This window comes from Pedobacter lithocola, from assembly GCF_042650845.1.
Classification (GTDB): Bacteria; Bacteroidota; Bacteroidia; order Sphingobacteriales; family Sphingobacteriaceae; genus Pedobacter; species Pedobacter lithocola.
In genome coordinates, this window is sequence record NZ_JBHSBW010000007.1 from 1,365,967 (window position 1) to 1,382,015 (window position 16,049).

General features: G+C 32.8%; 18 protein-coding genes. 7 read left to right on the plus strand and 11 right to left on the minus strand.

All coding sequences use genetic code 11. The features are described from left to right. Positions 1–7: 7 nt before the first annotated feature. From ACFOWA_RS08210 to ACFOWA_RS08240, 7 genes are all read right to left on the minus strand, one after another. Positions 8–1,369: a pyridoxal-phosphate dependent enzyme gene (locus ACFOWA_RS08210; RefSeq protein ID WP_378983841.1), complete on the minus strand. Its 1,362-nt coding sequence runs from the start codon at positions 1,367–1,369 to the stop codon at positions 8–10. Positions 1,370–1,549: 180 nt separating this feature from the next. Then, on the minus strand, positions 1,550–2,644 hold the full coding sequence (dprA, locus tag ACFOWA_RS08215) for a DNA-processing protein DprA (protein ID WP_378983843.1): 1,095 nt from the start codon (positions 2,642–2,644) through the stop codon (positions 1,550–1,552). Between the two features lie 56 nt (positions 2,645–2,700). Continuing rightward, entirely contained in the window at positions 2,701–2,967 is a 267-nt protein-coding gene (locus ACFOWA_RS08220) for a hypothetical protein (protein ID WP_378983845.1), read from the minus strand. A gap of 140 nt (positions 2,968–3,107) precedes the next feature. Then, entirely contained in the window at positions 3,108–4,604 is a 1,497-nt protein-coding gene (locus tag ACFOWA_RS08225) for a S41 family peptidase (protein ID WP_378983847.1), read from the minus strand. 2 nt (positions 4,605–4,606) lie between these two features. After that, positions 4,607–5,215: an HAD hydrolase-like protein gene (locus ACFOWA_RS08230; protein WP_378983850.1), complete on the minus strand. Its 609-nt coding sequence runs from the start codon at positions 5,213–5,215 to the stop codon at positions 4,607–4,609. 2 nt (positions 5,216–5,217) lie between these two features. Further along, the gene (locus ACFOWA_RS08235; protein WP_378983852.1) at positions 5,218–5,694 is read right to left on the minus strand and encodes a hypothetical protein; all 477 of its coding nucleotides are present in this window, start codon (positions 5,692–5,694) and stop codon (positions 5,218–5,220) included. A gap of 97 nt (positions 5,695–5,791) precedes the next feature. Beyond that, positions 5,792–6,442 (minus strand): ABC transporter ATP-binding protein, encoded by a 651-nt coding sequence (locus ACFOWA_RS08240; protein WP_378983853.1) that lies wholly within the window; start codon positions 6,440–6,442, stop codon positions 5,792–5,794. Positions 6,443–6,737: 295 nt separating this feature from the next. Between ACFOWA_RS08240 and ACFOWA_RS08245 the strand changes: the two genes are divergently transcribed. The 5 genes from ACFOWA_RS08245 (at position 6,738) to sucC (ending at position 11,053) form a co-directional block, all read left to right on the plus strand. Next, on the plus strand, positions 6,738–7,373 hold the full coding sequence (locus tag ACFOWA_RS08245; RefSeq protein WP_378983855.1) for a hypothetical protein: 636 nt from the start codon (positions 6,738–6,740) through the stop codon (positions 7,371–7,373). 1 nt (position 7,374) lies between these two features. Continuing rightward, complete coding sequence (locus ACFOWA_RS08250; RefSeq protein WP_378983857.1) at positions 7,375–7,671, plus strand: winged helix-turn-helix domain-containing protein; 297 nt, start codon at positions 7,375–7,377, stop codon at positions 7,669–7,671. 54 nt (positions 7,672–7,725) lie between these two features. Continuing rightward, positions 7,726–9,297, plus strand: a complete 1,572-nt coding sequence (locus ACFOWA_RS08255) for a DUF4153 domain-containing protein (RefSeq protein WP_378983859.1) — start codon at positions 7,726–7,728, stop codon at positions 9,295–9,297. Positions 9,298–9,333: 36 nt separating this feature from the next. Beyond that, positions 9,334–9,642, plus strand: a complete 309-nt coding sequence (locus ACFOWA_RS08260) for a hypothetical protein (RefSeq protein WP_378983861.1) — start codon at positions 9,334–9,336, stop codon at positions 9,640–9,642. Between the two features lie 217 nt (positions 9,643–9,859). Continuing rightward, positions 9,860–11,053, plus strand: a complete 1,194-nt coding sequence (gene sucC, locus ACFOWA_RS08265; protein WP_378983863.1) for an ADP-forming succinate--CoA ligase subunit beta — start codon at positions 9,860–9,862, stop codon at positions 11,051–11,053. 342 nt (positions 11,054–11,395) lie between these two features. Here sucC and ACFOWA_RS08270 read toward each other — a convergent pair whose 3' ends face one another. Genes ACFOWA_RS08270 through ACFOWA_RS08280 form a run of 3 tightly spaced genes read right to left on the minus strand, consistent with a single transcriptional unit; the run spans position 11,396 to position 12,774 of the window. Beyond that, entirely contained in the window at positions 11,396–11,602 is a 207-nt protein-coding gene (locus ACFOWA_RS08270; protein ID WP_123204349.1) for a helix-turn-helix domain-containing protein, read from the minus strand. Positions 11,603–11,622: 20 nt separating this feature from the next. Beyond that, complete coding sequence (locus ACFOWA_RS08275; protein WP_378983865.1) at positions 11,623–12,264, minus strand: hypothetical protein; 642 nt, start codon at positions 12,262–12,264, stop codon at positions 11,623–11,625. A gap of 3 nt (positions 12,265–12,267) precedes the next feature. Next, positions 12,268–12,774: a hypothetical protein gene (locus ACFOWA_RS08280; RefSeq protein ID WP_378983867.1), complete on the minus strand. Its 507-nt coding sequence runs from the start codon at positions 12,772–12,774 to the stop codon at positions 12,268–12,270. Between the two features lie 368 nt (positions 12,775–13,142). On the opposite strand from ACFOWA_RS08280, the gene ACFOWA_RS08285 reads away from it, so the two are divergent. Both ACFOWA_RS08285 and ACFOWA_RS08290 read left to right on the plus strand, forming a co-directional pair. Continuing rightward, positions 13,143–14,003, plus strand: a complete 861-nt coding sequence (locus tag ACFOWA_RS08285; RefSeq protein ID WP_010601359.1) for a sigma-70 family RNA polymerase sigma factor — start codon at positions 13,143–13,145, stop codon at positions 14,001–14,003. A 398-nt stretch (positions 14,004–14,401) separates the two neighbouring features. Further along, the gene (locus tag ACFOWA_RS08290) at positions 14,402–15,061 is read left to right on the plus strand and encodes an ATP-binding cassette domain-containing protein (protein WP_378983869.1); all 660 of its coding nucleotides are present in this window, start codon (positions 14,402–14,404) and stop codon (positions 15,059–15,061) included. A 99-nt stretch (positions 15,062–15,160) separates the two neighbouring features. On the opposite strand, the gene ACFOWA_RS08295 is transcribed toward ACFOWA_RS08290, so the two are convergent. Beyond that, a complete protein-coding gene (locus tag ACFOWA_RS08295) occupies positions 15,161–16,024 on the minus strand; it encodes an AMP nucleosidase (protein ID WP_378983872.1) in 864 nt (287 codons plus the stop codon). Between the last annotated feature and the right edge of the window lie 25 nt (positions 16,025–16,049).

The window sequence follows — 16,049 nt, forward strand, 5'->3', positions numbered from 1 at the left end:
GAGCTAACTACCCCGAGATTGCATTTATAATATCATATTGCGTGATAATCTCAATTTTACCTGATTCATCTTCTACCAAAACAGCAGAATTCTCCTTATTTATTAATGATGATATTTTATCAATTGATGTATTTAAATCAACGAAAGGAAATGTTGCTGTCATGATTTCTGAAATAGCAGCAGATTTTAATCCCGGATTTTCTAACAATGCTGATAGAATATCACTTTCTGCAATTTTACCAACAATCATACCTTGCTGAGTTACTGGAATTTGCGAGATATTCATTGATTTTATGGTGTTAATTGCTTCTAAAACAGATTTAGTAGAATCTAAAGTAACGATTTCGGTAGCATCTTTTTTAGCCAAAATTGATTTTGCCGTTAATTTCTCATCTTCCAAAAATCCGCGTTCGCGTAACCAATCTTCGTTATACATTTTACCCATGTATCTACTACCATGGTCATGAAAAATTACCACAACAACATCTTCCGGTTTTAATTTATCTTTCAACTGAATTAAACCACCAATAGCAGCGCCAGCGGAGTTACCTACAAAAATCCCCTCTTTACGGGCAATATCACGAGTCATTAATGCAGCATCTTTATCAGTTACTTTTTCGAATAAATCAATAACGTCAAAGTTCACATTTGCAGGCAGAAAATCCTCTCCAATTCCTTCTGTGATGTAAGGATAAATTTCATCTTTATCGAAAATTCCGGTTTCTTTATACTTTTTAAATACCGAACCATATGTATCAATTCCCCAAATTTGAATGTTTGGATTTTTCTCTTTCAAGTATTTTCCAGCTCCAGATATTGTTCCACCAGTACCAACACCAACAACTAAGTGCGTAATTTTACCTTCAGTTTGTTCCCAAATTTCTGGTCCGGTTTGTTCGTAGTGCGCTTGCGAATTGGCTAAATTATCGTATTGATTTGGTTTCCATGAATTTGGAACTTCACGCTCTAAGCGAGAAGAAACCGAATAATAAGAGCGTGGGTCTTCGGGCTCAACATTGGTTGGACAAACAATAACTTCAGCACCAAAGGCACGTAAAGCATCAACTTTCTCTTTCGATTGTTTATCAGTTGTAGTGAATATGCATTTGTAACCTTTAATAATAGCTGCCATTGCAAGCCCCATTCCGGTATTTCCTGATGTTCCTTCGATTATCGTTCCGCCTGGTTTTAGTTTACCACTTTTTTCAGCATCATCAATCATTTTAACCGCCATACGGTCTTTAATCGAATTACCAGGATTTGTAGTTTCTATTTTGGCCAGAATTGTACCTGGAACATTTTTCGTAATTGTATTTAATTTTACCAATGGCGTATTGCCTATGGTTTCTAAAATATTGTTATACCACATGTTGCAAAATTAAGCAAAGGCATTAAGTATTTTACAAACTATATTTTATTTGAAACAAAATTTTGTAAATTTTATAATAATAGAATTATATATCATAATCTATTACTATGATAGGGATTATAGATTGATTATTGGGGAAAATGCAGTATTGCCTTTAGAGTTTATCCAAAATCAAATTTATTAAGCCAGTTTATAAACCTTACCAGGGAGTGAAATTATTATACCTTGCATTTCTAAGGTAAGCAATACAATGGCTAATTTGCTCTGCTGAATGTTCAACTTAATACAAAGTTCATCAATAGCTAACTGACCATGCTGTAGAACTTCAACAACTTTTTGCTCATTCGCAGTCAGGTTAAGTTGCAATGTGGTTTGAGCTTGTTTCTTTTTCTCCTTCACTTCATCATCCCAACCTAAATAATAAATCAAGTCATGTGCATTGTTAATTAATCCTGCCCTATTAGTTTTGATGAGAAAATTACAACCTTCAGAAAAAACATCATTTGTTCTACCCGGGAAAGCATATACATCTTTATAATACGAATTGGCAATTTCAGCGGTAATTAATGCACCGCCTTTTATAGATGCCTCCACAACTATAGTAGCATCTGCAATGCCTGCAATAATTCGGTTTCGTTGTGGAAAATTTTGCCTGTCAGGATTCGTTAAAGTAGGATATTCTGAAAGTAAACCACCATTCAATACCATTTTTTGTGAAACTGCTTTGTGAATCTGTGGATACAGTCTGTCCAAGCCATGCCCTAAAACTCCAACTGTTGCAATATCATTTGTTATGCACTCTTTATGTGTAGTCACATCAATTCCGTAAGCCAAACCACTTACAATTAAAACATTGTAAGGAGCCAGAACTTCGCAAAGTTGCCTGCATAATGTTCTTCCGTATTCAGTTGCATTTCGTGTACCAACAATGCTGATAATTCTTGGATGATTTAAATCTGCTTTGCCTTTAAAATAAAGTAAAATCGGTGGATCAAAGCAGTTTTTTAAGCGTTTTGGATAATTTTCATCTGAGAAAAAGAGAACTTCTATACCATGCTTCACAATAAATTTTAATTCTTCAGTAGCTCTATTTAATGCATCGGTACTTAATATGGCTTCAACGGTTTTCTCCCCTATTCCTGGTATTTGGAGCAGTTGCTTTTTATTAGCAGAAAACACGGCTTCGGCACTGCCGCAATATGCCAGTAAGTTTTTGGCATTTACCGGACCAATTGATTTAATAAAAGTTAATGCAATTTTATGGAGCGTACTCATTGATGTTTAGGCTAAGGTTAATAAATGCGGGATGATTTATTTCCTTAATTAATAGCCTAAAAATCGATATCAATTAAGCTTTTAAGCGGTATATGTATATTATTTTTGAGTTGAATGTATTTTTCTGTAACCGCCCAAACTGTTGTATCAACCCGTTTCGGACCAATGGTTGTATTAAATGTAATTACTGCTTTTGATTTGAACTCATTTCCAAGCCTTTGAGCTTCATCTAGTTTAACTTTTAACTCATCAGAATGATCTTCCTTAGAATTAACAATATTTAAATAGCTTATATGTTCTTTTTCTACGATTTCTATCGGCATAATATGTCTTTGACTGTTTTTATTAAACAAGCTTATTAAAATTTTAGAAAAAAAGCAATCTTTGAACTGTAATTTTAATTTTTTAAATAAAAAAAAGCCGGTATGAGTTAAATACCGGCTTCAAAATTTATTTGTTTGGTTTATTTGTTCAATTTTAACTTTCGGGTTTCTACCATTCCTTTAAATTCATGATTTAATTTTTCGTTAGCATTATCAATTTGGGCACGAGAAATACCTGATGTGCTGCTTAAAGTATTGTCTTTAGCGAAAGCAGAAAAATTACCATTCACAGAATAGTATAAAGCTTGCGACAAAAGTTTCTCTGATGTATCACCAAAATCTTTTGTCAAATCATCTGAAACATCCTTATCTACGACCATTCCAGCAAAATAATCGCCTTGATTTAGTTGATTTTTAGTTTGAAATTGGGGAATATACAAATCGCTTTTATCAATTCTTAATGAAAAGAAACCAACAGGTTTGCCAAATGTGGTTTTACCTATTAACTTAACATCCATAACTGGTTTTAAATTGTTAATCAATAACTCACTAGCAGATGCAGTACCACCTGTTACAAGGAAATAAACTCTCGATAAAGTATTAAGCGAGCCTCTTTTAGCAAAAACTTCTTGGTTTCCTGCTGCTGGTGTAGGTTTGTAAGAGTAATCGAAATATGAATACAAACGTGTTACACCATCGGTTCCTTTAGCATAAAATTTTTGATTTTGAAGAATTGTCGCCTGTTCATCTTGCATAGTTTGTGTCCAATAGGTAGTGTACATTACCTTGCCATTCTGAGCAACTGGTGCAATTAAGTTTGTAAAAGCTTCTGATGTAGCAACAGAACCACCACCATTATATCTCAAATCTACTACCAATTCTGTAACACCATCAGCAGCAAATTTTGCAAATGCAGCATCTAATAATGTGATAGAATTTGTTGTAAAACTATTAAAAACAATATAGCCTACTTTTTTTGCACCAATAGTATAGGTATTGGTATAAAGAATTGGGTTGATGTTATAAGTTGCACGTGTTATTGTAATATCTGCTGATGTTCCATCAGGTTTAAGTACCGTCATGGTAATAGATGGATTGCTTCCAAATATTGCATTGTTCAAGTTATCTATATCACTTTGGCTAGATCTACTTACACCACTACCGTTTACTTTTGTAATTTGAAACCCTCTTTTTAAACCTTGTGTAGAGGCAGGAGAACTGGGATAAACAAATTTAACTCTAAGCAGATTAGTGGCATCAAAATTTGCTGAGAAGCCATAATCTCCACTTACACCACCAAGCTGTGTTGCTACTGCACCATCATCCATAAAAGAATATTTATCCTTTCCACCTGTGCTTGGCAAACCCCTAAGTGCTGCGATAACCGCATCATTAGTGTTATATTGTCTTGGGTTAAAAGCAGCATAAGTAGGCATACCAACATTCCAAAGGTAGGTTTGCTGTGCGTATAAATAAATAGAATCCTTTGTAAGTTCAGCCCTTGTTGCTGGCGTGGGTGGCGTTGTTGTTAAACCACCATCTGGCGAAACTGAAGATTTCTTACATGATGTTGCTAACCCTACAACAACAATTAAAGCACACATTATCAGGTTATGCGCAGAAAACTTTCTTATCATATTTATTTGTAAATTTTTAGTGACTCAATATACGGCAAATTAATTGATTTAGATTGCTGCTCATCAACTTTATTTGCACCAACAACTAACGCATCAATATTACTTAAATTGTTGCTGTTTAATATGTTCTGAAAAATTTCTGCTTTGGTTTGATTTAATTCCGTTGTAAAAAAAACTGTTAAATATTTTTCAAGCCCGTTCCACTCGGTTTGCCGTATTTTATTTAATTGTTGTTCTGCATTGCCAGATGTTACAATAAATATTTTTTTTCTATCTAAAACTAAATCTTGTAGAAACTCGAGCATGTTTTTGTAGAGTAGTAATTTTAATGGCAACCTTGCATTTTGATGCAGTAAATCAAAATTATGCTGATAACTCTCTGCAATTTTGAACTGAGAAACTGTTTTAGCAAACAAACCTTCCTGTCCGTAATTTTCATATTCAGTTCGCATAAAATCTAAAATAGATTGTGCATTCTTTTGCTCACTATATTCGATAAATTGCGCAAAAAGATAATACACCTGTAATAGATAATCCTTTGCAGGAAACAATACATCATCAAGCTCGAAAATAACTATCTGTTTATCTTTTGCTAATCGATATGCACCCATAATTAAATGGTAAAAAGTTTATAATTTGATGATTTATCTAATGTAAAAGCTCCGTTCAATTCTTCTAAAAAATTTTGAGGAATATTATTACTGGTCGAAAAAACACAAACTCCTTTAACAAAAATATTCAGTTCGGGATTTGCACTTTGCTCTGTAGCAACATATTGGTCTATCAAATCCAAGTTTGGGAGTAATACTTCAATCCCATATTCGCTAAACAAAACAGCCGATTTCGCTAAAGGTTCAATTTCGAAGCTATGTAGAGGAATAATGGTATCAATTGATTCTGTAATGCAAAAATTCAACAGTATATGCGCAATACTATCAGCATTTAGCGTTCCTAATGATGTAAAGGCATAATTTTCTGTGGTAATGCCTGGAACATCACCATAATCAGCTAATAAAACAAAATGATTTGGAAATGCTTTTAAAAGCTTAATTGTTTTGGCGTTATTTCCGCCGGTAATTAAAATCTTCAATTGAAAAATATGTTATATGTTGTATTGTTAAACTGAAAGATTGCTTGGTAAAAGAATCAAACAAACAGTTAAAAATCAAAACTCTTAAACCTTGCCCCTATACGATTAAGCCATCTTTCATGGTTACAATTCTATCGCTAGTTTTTGCTAAATGTTCATTATGAGTTACAATTACAAACGTTTGCTGAAAATTATCACGTAAGCTTACAAAAAGCTGGTGCAGTGCTGCTGCATTTTCTGAATCTAAATTTCCTGAAGGTTCATCGGCAAGGATTATGGATGGATTATTTATTAACGACCTTGCAATGGCTACACGTTGTTGCTCTCCACCTGATAATTGATTCGGTTTATGGTTTGCTCTGCCCTTCAATCCAAACAGATCCAACAATTCCAATGCCCTGGTTTCAGCTTGTTTTTTATTAGTTTTTGCGATAAAAGCTGGAATACATATGTTTTCAATTGCACTAAATTCAGGCAACAAATGATGAAATTGAAAAACAAAACCAATATTCTGATTTCTAAAAGAACTTAGCGACTCTCCACTCAATTCATTTATAACCGTTCCTTTTAGTTCTACAGAACCTTCATCGGGTTTATCTAATGTTCCCAAAATATGTAAAAGCGTACTCTTACCGGCACCCGAAGGACCAATAATACTAACAATCTCTCCCTTTTGTACTTCAAAATTTACGCCTTTTAAAATTTGTAAATTTCCGTACGATTTTCTAATACCCGTGGCTTTTAGCATAAATCAAAATTAAGAATAAAGATAAAAGAACAAAGAATAAAGATTTAAAGAATAAAGACCAAAGTTGAAATCGCAAATAACCAATATCCTGGCATGATATAAGTAATCTGTGAAATTCCTAACCTGTGTAATCAATCCGAAGTAACATTAAAGAATACCCTCGAATAAAACAAATAATCTTTGCAATCCCTAATCTGTGGAAATCAATCCGAAGGAACATAAAAGAATAAAGTCTTAAAAAAATTTGCAAATACAATTATCTTATTTAACTTTGAAAAACAAAGCACTTTTAAAAATGAGTAATTCTGAGGAACAATTAAATGCATTAAAAGATATCAGGCAAATGATGGATAGATCATCCAGATTCATTTCTTTGAGTGGTTTATCGGGTGTTTTCGCTGGTTTCATAGCCTTAATTGGTGCTTACTTCGCTAATGAAGAAATTTTAAAGTTTGTTAATGGCAGAGGATATTCTTTTGGTGTAGAAGGCGAAATGGATTTAGAATACAATCTTGTAAAGCTTGCAATTATTACCCTTATAGTTTCAATAGCTGGTGGCGTTCTTTTTACCTATAGAAAAAGTCAGCGCAATAACCTCCCGATTTGGGATAAAACATCAAAATCGCTTCTATTAAATTTATTCACTCCATTAGCAGCAGGTGGTTTATTCATCATTGCATTGTTATTTAATCACCCAAATACGTATAGCATTATTGCTCCAACGTGTTTAATATTTTACGGATTAGCATTGATAAACGCCAGCAAATTTACATTTAGCGACATTCGATACTTAGGCTACTGCGAAGTAATTCTTGGATTGATTTGCATGTTTTATGTTGGTTATGGTTTAATTTTTTGGGCTTTTGGCTTTGGCATTCTGCATATTCTTTACGGACTTTTAATGTATTTTAAATACGAAAGAGGCAAGTAATATGAAAAACCCAATAGCAGATTTAAATAAAATATTTGATAGTAGAATTAGGTTAGGCGTAATGTCGATACTAATTGTAAACGACAATATAAGCTTTAATGATTTGAAACAAATGTTAGAATTAACTGATGGAAACTTGGCTTCGCACCTAAATACTTTGGAACAGGCAGAGTTTATACAGGTGCATAAAGGTTTTATTGGAAGGAAAACCAGCACCACTTACGCAATTACGGCTTTAGGAAAGCAAGCTTTTAAAGCTCATTTAGATGCGCTTGAAAAAATGATCAAAAAACTATAAAATTTTTTTTTAAATATTCACTTTGAAAATCAAAGCACTTTTAAACTAATTAAAATGAAAAATAAATCTAATCTTCTGCTACTTTCTGCCCTACTAGGTGGTTTGTTGTTTAGCTTTCTTTTCTGGAAAGAAAGACTTGCACTCAACTTATTGATTTACAGTGTTTATATTTTGATAATCACTTACGTCAATCCTGATATAATAAAAAGCCAAAAATTCAAAATTTATGGCGCCACTCATTTGTTGGCTGCTTTTCTTGTTTTGATTAATAATTCGGATTTATCGCTTGTGAGTTATTATATCAGCCTTTTACTTTTTATAGGCTATAGCCATAACCAAAAAATAAGAACGGTTTTTACATCTTTTGGTGCTGCTATTTTACAAATGGTAACTGTTCCGCTAAATGCAATTAAAACACTTGCTGAAGTAAAAATTGGAAATTTCAACTTCAAGCCGGTTTTTAAATTGGTTAAATATGTATTTATCCCACTGGTAATTGTAACCATATTTACGTGTCTTTATTCTGCCGCAAATAGTGTTTTTGCTCATTATGCAGAAACTATCTTAACCAGCATTTCCGAATTAATAGAAAACACAATCGGCTTACTTTTTAAAGATTTAAGTGCGCTCCGATTCATTCATTTCTGCCTTGGCTTACTTGTAACAAGCGGATTAGTAATTGCCTTTTTTGATAAAAGCCTTCAAAATGCTGAATCAAACTGTAAAGAGCAACTATTAAGAGTTAGAAAAAACGCCAAATATAAAAGTATATGGCGTGAATTGTTAAGTACTTTTAGCTTTAGCTTATTAGATAAGAAACTTGCGCTTAAAACGGAGTATATAACGGCATTAATTTCATTTATTGCTTTAAATATCTTGTTGCTTTTGTTAAATAGCATTGATATTGTAACAATATGGTTTGGCTACAAGCCGTCAGGAAATTTCTCGGCTGATTTACACGATGGCACAAACGCTTTAATTTTCAGCATTGCTATGGCAATGGGCATTATTATTTATTTTTTCCGTGGAAATTTAAACTTTTACAGTAAAAGCAAAACATTAAGGTTTTTAGCCTTCGTATGGATGCTTCAAAATTTAATACTTATCGTTTCTGTATTTATTCGCGATGGTTATTACATAGAATTTTATGGCTTAACGTATAAACGAATAGGGGTTATTATTTTTGCCATTCTCTGTATTATAGGTTTAACAACCGTATATCTTAAAGTTAGCAAACAGAAAACTTTATTCTATCTGTTAAAAGTAAATGGGAATATCTGGTTTGCTTTATTACTTGCATTTAGTGTAGTAAATTGGGATGTATTTATTGCAAAATACAATTTATCGCAACAAACTAAAATCTCTTTAGATGCTGGTTATTTATTAACGCTATCGGATAAAACATTGCCAATTTTAGAGAAAAACAGAGAAAAATTGCACTTTACAGAAGGCACCGATATAAATGACAGAACCTATGCCAAACCAGAAACAGCAGAATTTTATCAGCATCAGCTCGACATGCGCATTAGTTTTTTTAAAGAACGATATAAAAAAGTAAGCTGGTTATCATGGAATCTACAAGACTGGAAAACAGCTGAATATTTCAACATCCCGAATAAAAATTAATCTATTTCATCATTCAAAAACATAATTTAAAACGTCATGAAAACTCAAGAAACACTTAACCCATCAAAATTGCGCATTACCATAATGCTTATCATTACAGCCGTTATTCTAAGCATTCCTTTGGTTGCAATGCAATTTACAACTGAAGTAAATTGGACATTGCTTGATTTTGTTGCCGCAGGCGTATTACTTCTCAGTACTTGCTTAGCAATAGAAATTGTTATCAGGAATGTTCAAAATAGCAACTTTAGAGCGGTATTATTTTTTATCATTTTGATGGCTTTGTTTTTAATTTGGGCAGAATTAGCCGTTGGCATTTTCGGAACTCCATTTGCAGGAAGTTAGCTGCAACAATTTGCAAGGAACCAATTTGCCAAGAAATACAATCTTCGTAAACTAAACCCGATATACGTGGAAAGCCACTGATTCTTCATCGGTGCTTGGAACATTAGCGGGACTGAAATTCCCGATAAGCATAAAACGTATATTTTCTGTAAATAATCGGCATTTGCTATTTGTTTAAAGGGTTTGAAATTGTAGCTTTGGGCAAATTTTGTAGCAAATGAATATTCACGAATACCAGGGTAAACAAATATTAAAAAGTTTCGGTGTTAACGTTCAAGAAGGAATTGTTGCCGATACTCCAGAGCAAGCTGTTGAAGCGGCTAAGCAACTTAAAATTGATTACAATTCTGATTGGGTTGTGATTAAAGCGCAAATCCACGCAGGTGGTCGCGGTAAAGGTGGCGGTGTAAAATTGGCTAAAAACTTAGAGGAAGTTAAACAACGTGCTACCGATATTATTGGTATGCAATTGGTTACGCCACAAACCGGACCAGAAGGTAAATTGGTTGGCAAGATTTTAGTTGCTCAGGATGTTTATTATCCAGGTGCTTCAGAAACGAAAGAATATTATATTTCGGTTTTATTAGATCGTGCAAAAGGTCGCAATATTATTATGTACAGTACCGAAGGTGGTATGGATATAGAAGAAGTTGCAGAACACACTCCACACTTAATTTTTAAAGAAGAAATTGACCCAAAAGTTGGTTTACAAGGTTTCCAAGCTCGTAAAATTGCTTTCAATTTAGGTGTTAGCGGTGCTGCACATAAAGAGATGGTGAAATTTGTAACCGCTTTATATAAAGCTTACGAAGCTACAGATTCTTCGATGTTCGAAATCAATCCTGTGTTAAAAACGTCTGATGATAAGGTTATTGCAGTTGATGCAAAAGTAAATTTAGATGAAAATGCTTTGTTCCGCCACGCAGATTACGCTGCAATGCGTGATGTGACGGAAGAAGACCCAATGGAAGTTGAAGCTAGTGCAAGTAACCTAAACTTTGTTAACCTTGATGGTAACGTAGGTTGTATGGTTAATGGTGCAGGTTTAGCAATGGCTACTATGGATATTATAAAACTTGCCGGTGGCGAGCCTGCTAACTTTTTAGATGTTGGCGGAACTGCAAATGCACAAACCGTTAAAGCTGCTTTTAACATTATCTTAAAAGACCCAAATGTTAAAGCCATTTTAATTAATATTTTCGGTGGTATTGTTCGTTGCGACCGTGTTGCGCAAGGTGTTATCGATGCTTACCAAGAAATTGGAAACATTCCGGTGCCGATTATTTGCCGCTTACAAGGTACAAATGCCGAAGAAGCTAAAAAATTAATCGACGAATCTGGACTTAAAGTTTACTCGGCAATTGCCTTAAAAGAAGCTGCTGATTTAGTAACTAAAGTTTTAGCGAATTAAGATTAAAGATTATATAAATATTTAAAACCTTTCAGTAAAACTGGAAGGTTTTTTTTGTTAGCCGTTATTTCGAAGCCGATTTTTATTCGACTTGATAATCTAATCGTTCAGTTATCTTAATTATTTGGAAAGCAAGGTTCTGTGTTCTTCGGTCAAGGTAGCCCCGCTATCACTTCAATCTTTTTGTTAGTGTTATGCTGGGCATTTCGAGATACTGCAACAAAAAGTATTTCCATTTTATCGGGTTTATTTAAGTCAATGCAGTAATTATAGGACAAACCAATCAAACGCCTAAAATATGCAAAAAGCTGCTTTTTGCATTAATCTAAAACTTTAAGCCATTTATTCAGAACGAAATTCCAAAATATCTCCAGGCTGACATTCTAAAACATTACAGATTAACTCCAAAGTTTCCAGGCGTATGGCTTTCGCCTTTCCAGTTTTCAGAATCGATAAATTAGACATCGTAATACCTACACGCTCACTTAATTCGGTAAGCGACATTTTGCGACGGGCAAGCATTACATCTAAATTTATTATTATGGGCATGAGATGATTTAAAGATAAAGTTAAATGGTTAAATCGTTTTCTTGTTTGAGTTTACAACCAAAAGCAAACACACCAGCAAACATAAAATATTCTAGCACTCTTGGTATTGGTTCGTAAAACTCTTTAAAGTCTGTAATATATTTGAGCTCTGAATTCAACACCTGATGATCTTTAAATATCCATGCCATTAGTATATAGTATAAAATTGACAACGGGATTGTGAGTGACTCGATAATTGCAATATTTTTAAGTTTAGTCACATTTTCAGAGACAAAAATTCTTTTATCAAGGATATTCTTTAGAAAACTTCGCAGTAATTTTAACTGAAAAATAGTAAACAAACTAACAATCAATAAGGATAAAATGTAAACCAGGCAAAATGGCTTACCTAACTGATTTATCTTAAAGCTACTAATCTCTAATTGGAATATTGCTGGTTTCGAAATAGAAAAATTGAATGAATCGCTAATATGTGGTAAAATATTTTGAGGAGATTTAGCTTGAACTTCAAATTTTAAAAAATCGCCTGTTTTGACTACACCCTCAGTCGCAATTGTGAAAATATTTGTTATTATCAACAATGATGCAAGAAAGATAAAGCTATACCACGATAGATCTAATAGTAACTTGTAAAGTTTAATTGATTGAGATTGAGTCTTCATATTTTAGATAGTTAAATCGTTTTCCTTTTTTAAATTCAGGGAATAATTCAAGACGGATAAGAGTGTCCATACAATTATATTGGCAATGAAAAGGTCTGTATAAGGTCTTATTCCTGTTCTTACCCCATAACCTAAAACCTCAGCCTTTAAGGTATTATCCAAACGAGATAGAACAAACCAATTAACTGTATTTATGAAGAAGAATTTAAAAAGTAAATAAGAGAATATTGCAAGCCAAATACTTCGAATGCTTTTAATTCCATCTTCAGATATTATTTTGCTAATAAGATTTTGCCTATTACTGTACAACAACTTGAAAAGAAGCAATCCAATATAAAAATAAAAGCAAATCGATATTGTTTGTTTTATTCCATCAACAAATAAAATAGAATTTGATGGCTGACTAAAATCTTTGATGATTTCGAATATTGATGAGATAAAAAAAATTAGCCATACCACTATCCACATCCCTACGGAAATTTTTTGAAGTTGTAAAAGAGTATTTTTCATATTGCTATTATTTAGGTTAAGAGATTTATTAAAGTCCAATAATTTCGTTTTTCTGAATTATGCCTTCAAAAGCAGATATTTTATAAAAGTCATATTTATTTAATTATTTGCAACACAAACATAAATTATTTTTTATTACAAATCAAAATGTATTTATTGATTTACAATAAATATTATCTGATAAACAGCTATATAGTTCCTATCTATACATTTAGTGACATATATTTTATTGGAATGGTTTTTGCTATAAGTAAAGCTGTAAAAAACTTGTGCAAACACCTACATTTTCAGCATTTTATCCTTTCGGATTGCTATACAATTTCGTAACTTTGCACACTCAATAATTTAAGAGCACACAATACGTATAAATGAGACAACTCAAGATAACGCAATCCATTACCAACCGTGAAAGTCAATCATTAGATAAATACTTGCATGAAATTGGTAAAGTAGATTTAATAACAGCAGAAGAGGAAGTAATTTTAGCAAGAAAGATTCGTGAGGGTGACCAAGCTGCATTAGAGCGACTTACCAAAACCAATTTACGTTTCGTTGTTTCAGTTGCTAAGCAATACCAAAACCAAGGCTTAACCCTAGGCGATTTAATTAATGAAGGAAATTTAGGTTTAATTAAAGCTGCAAAACGTTTTGATGAAACAAAAGGTTTCAAATTCATTTCTTATGCAGTATGGTGGATTCGTCAATCTATTTTGCAAGCTATAGCAGAGCAAAGTCGTATCGTTCGTTTACCATTAAACCAAGTTGGTTCATTAAGTAAAATCAGTAAAGCTTTCTCTAAATTAGAGCAAGAATACGAACGTGAGCCTTCTCCTGAAGAATTGGCAGACATTTTAGAAACAACAGTTGATAAAATCTCAGACACGTTAAGTAATTCTGGTCGCCATGTATCAATGGATGCTCCTTTTGTGCAAGGTGAAGAAAATACATTACTAGATGTATTGGAAAATCACGAGCCAAATACTGATAGCTCATTGATTAACGAATCGCTTTCTGAAGAAATTAAACGTTCTTTATCTACTTTAACTGAAAGAGAAAGAGAAATCATTGTATTATTCTTCGGTTTAGGTTCAAATCATCCATTATCATTGGAAGAAATTGGAGAAAAATTTAACTTGACACGCGAGCGTGTAAGACAAATCAAAGATAAAGCGTTACAACGTTTACGTCATACTTCAAGAAGCAAGATTTTAAAATCATATTTAGGATAATTTCAATTAAAATTATAATATTTAAAGACCGACAAATTTGTCGGTCTTTTTTTTATTAAGGATTTTCTTGTAGATTGTTATATATCTTTCAGCATGTCTATTAAATTGCTCAAAAAATCTACGCTGGTTTATAAACCAATCATAATATGGAATATTTTGCTAAGTATAATGATTGGCTTATTTTTCGTAATCGATGGATTTGAAAAGCCTGCCCCTTATGCAATGGCTATATTTATGAAACCAATTGGATGGACTTCTTCAATTGTTATCGAGCATTTTTTTTTGAGTAAACATCGCTATTTCTACAATAATATGGGACTAGATTTTCGTAAATTATTATTAAATATAATTTATTACGATATTGCTTTTCTTATAATAACATTAATCATTTGCTTGTTATGCCGGGACTTTTTATTGACAGTGTTACCAAGCAATTTAATCAACAAGCAATATTAAATGGTGTATTCATCAATTGTAAAATTGGTGAGGTTGTAGGTTTATTGGGTAGAAATGGAAGTGGAAAATCCACATTATTAAAAATCATTTTCGGAACTGTAAACCCTGATTTTAAACATCTAAAACTTGATGATAAACTAATTTCAAAAGGTTATTTATCCAAAAATATTTCCTACCTGCCTCAAGATAATTTTATTCCTATGAATTTATCTGTATTACAGGCAATTGAAATGCTTTGCAACACCCACCGAAAAGACTTACTGAACACCTCATTCGTTTCCAATAATTTAAATAAGAAATTAAGAGACTTTTCAGGAGGCGAATGTAGGTTATTAGAGGTTTTGATTACTATATATTGTGATGCAGAATATGTTTTATTAGATGAACCATTTTCGCAATTAGCACCTCTATTGGTTGATGAAATAAAAATTCATATTGAAAAAATGAAATCGCTTAAAGGATTTATCATAACAGATCATTATTTTCAATCTATTCTGGATATTTCGGACAGAATTATACTCCTTCACAACGGTTGTAATTATCAAATACAGAATAGAGATGATTTGATTTTGCATGGCTACTTGCCTGATTTTAAAGAATAAAATTAACGCATAAAAAAAGACCAGCTTTTGCTGATCTGTGTAGGCGAAATTTTTCTGTCGCTTTAAGATTGCTTCGTTACTAGCAATGACGGTAAAAGGTTAAAATAATAAGTGTTTAACCGTTAATCCGTTGTTTATCAATTGTTTTAAAGAATCAATACCTATTCTTAAATGTGTTTCAACATATTTCTCTGTCACACTACTATCGCTTTCAGCTGTTTTAACGCCTTCAGGAATCATCGGCTGATCTGAAACTAAAAGCAATGCCCCTGCCGGAATTTTATTGGCAAATGCTGTAGTAAAAATGGTGGCAGTTTCCATATCAACGGCCATTGCCCTTAAGGTTTTTAAGTACCTTTTAAATTCTTTATCATGCTCCCATACCCTTCTGTTTGTGGTGTAACAAGTTCCTGTCCAATAATCTCTACCATGATCGCGGATGGTTGTAGAAATTGCCTTTTGCAATGCGAAAGACGGTAATGCTGGTACTTCTGCAGGAAGATAATCGTTTGATGTTCCTTCGCCACGAATTGCAGCAATTGGTAAAATTAAATCGCCTAATTGATTTTTCTTTTTTAGACCTCCACATTTACCTAAAAACAATACTGCTTTTGGCATTATGGCAGTTAACAAATCCATCATAGTAGCGGCAAGTGGGCTACCCATACCAAAATTAATTAATGTAATACCATTTGCTGTAACACTTTGCATTGGCTTATCAAGACCCATAATTGGTGCATTATCATTCCATTCAGAAAACATGGTTAGATATTTACTGAAATTGGTTAGTAAAATATAATCACCAAATTGGTCTAATGACCTTCCGGTGTAACGAGGCAACCAGTTTTTAACAATTTCCTCTTTCGATTTTAATCCCGATTTAACAGGACTTTCTACTTCTTTTATTTTTTTCGATTTTTCTACAATCTTTTCGTCTTTTTTTACGTCTTTTTCTTCATTCATAACAATTGGATTTAGAGCCAAACTT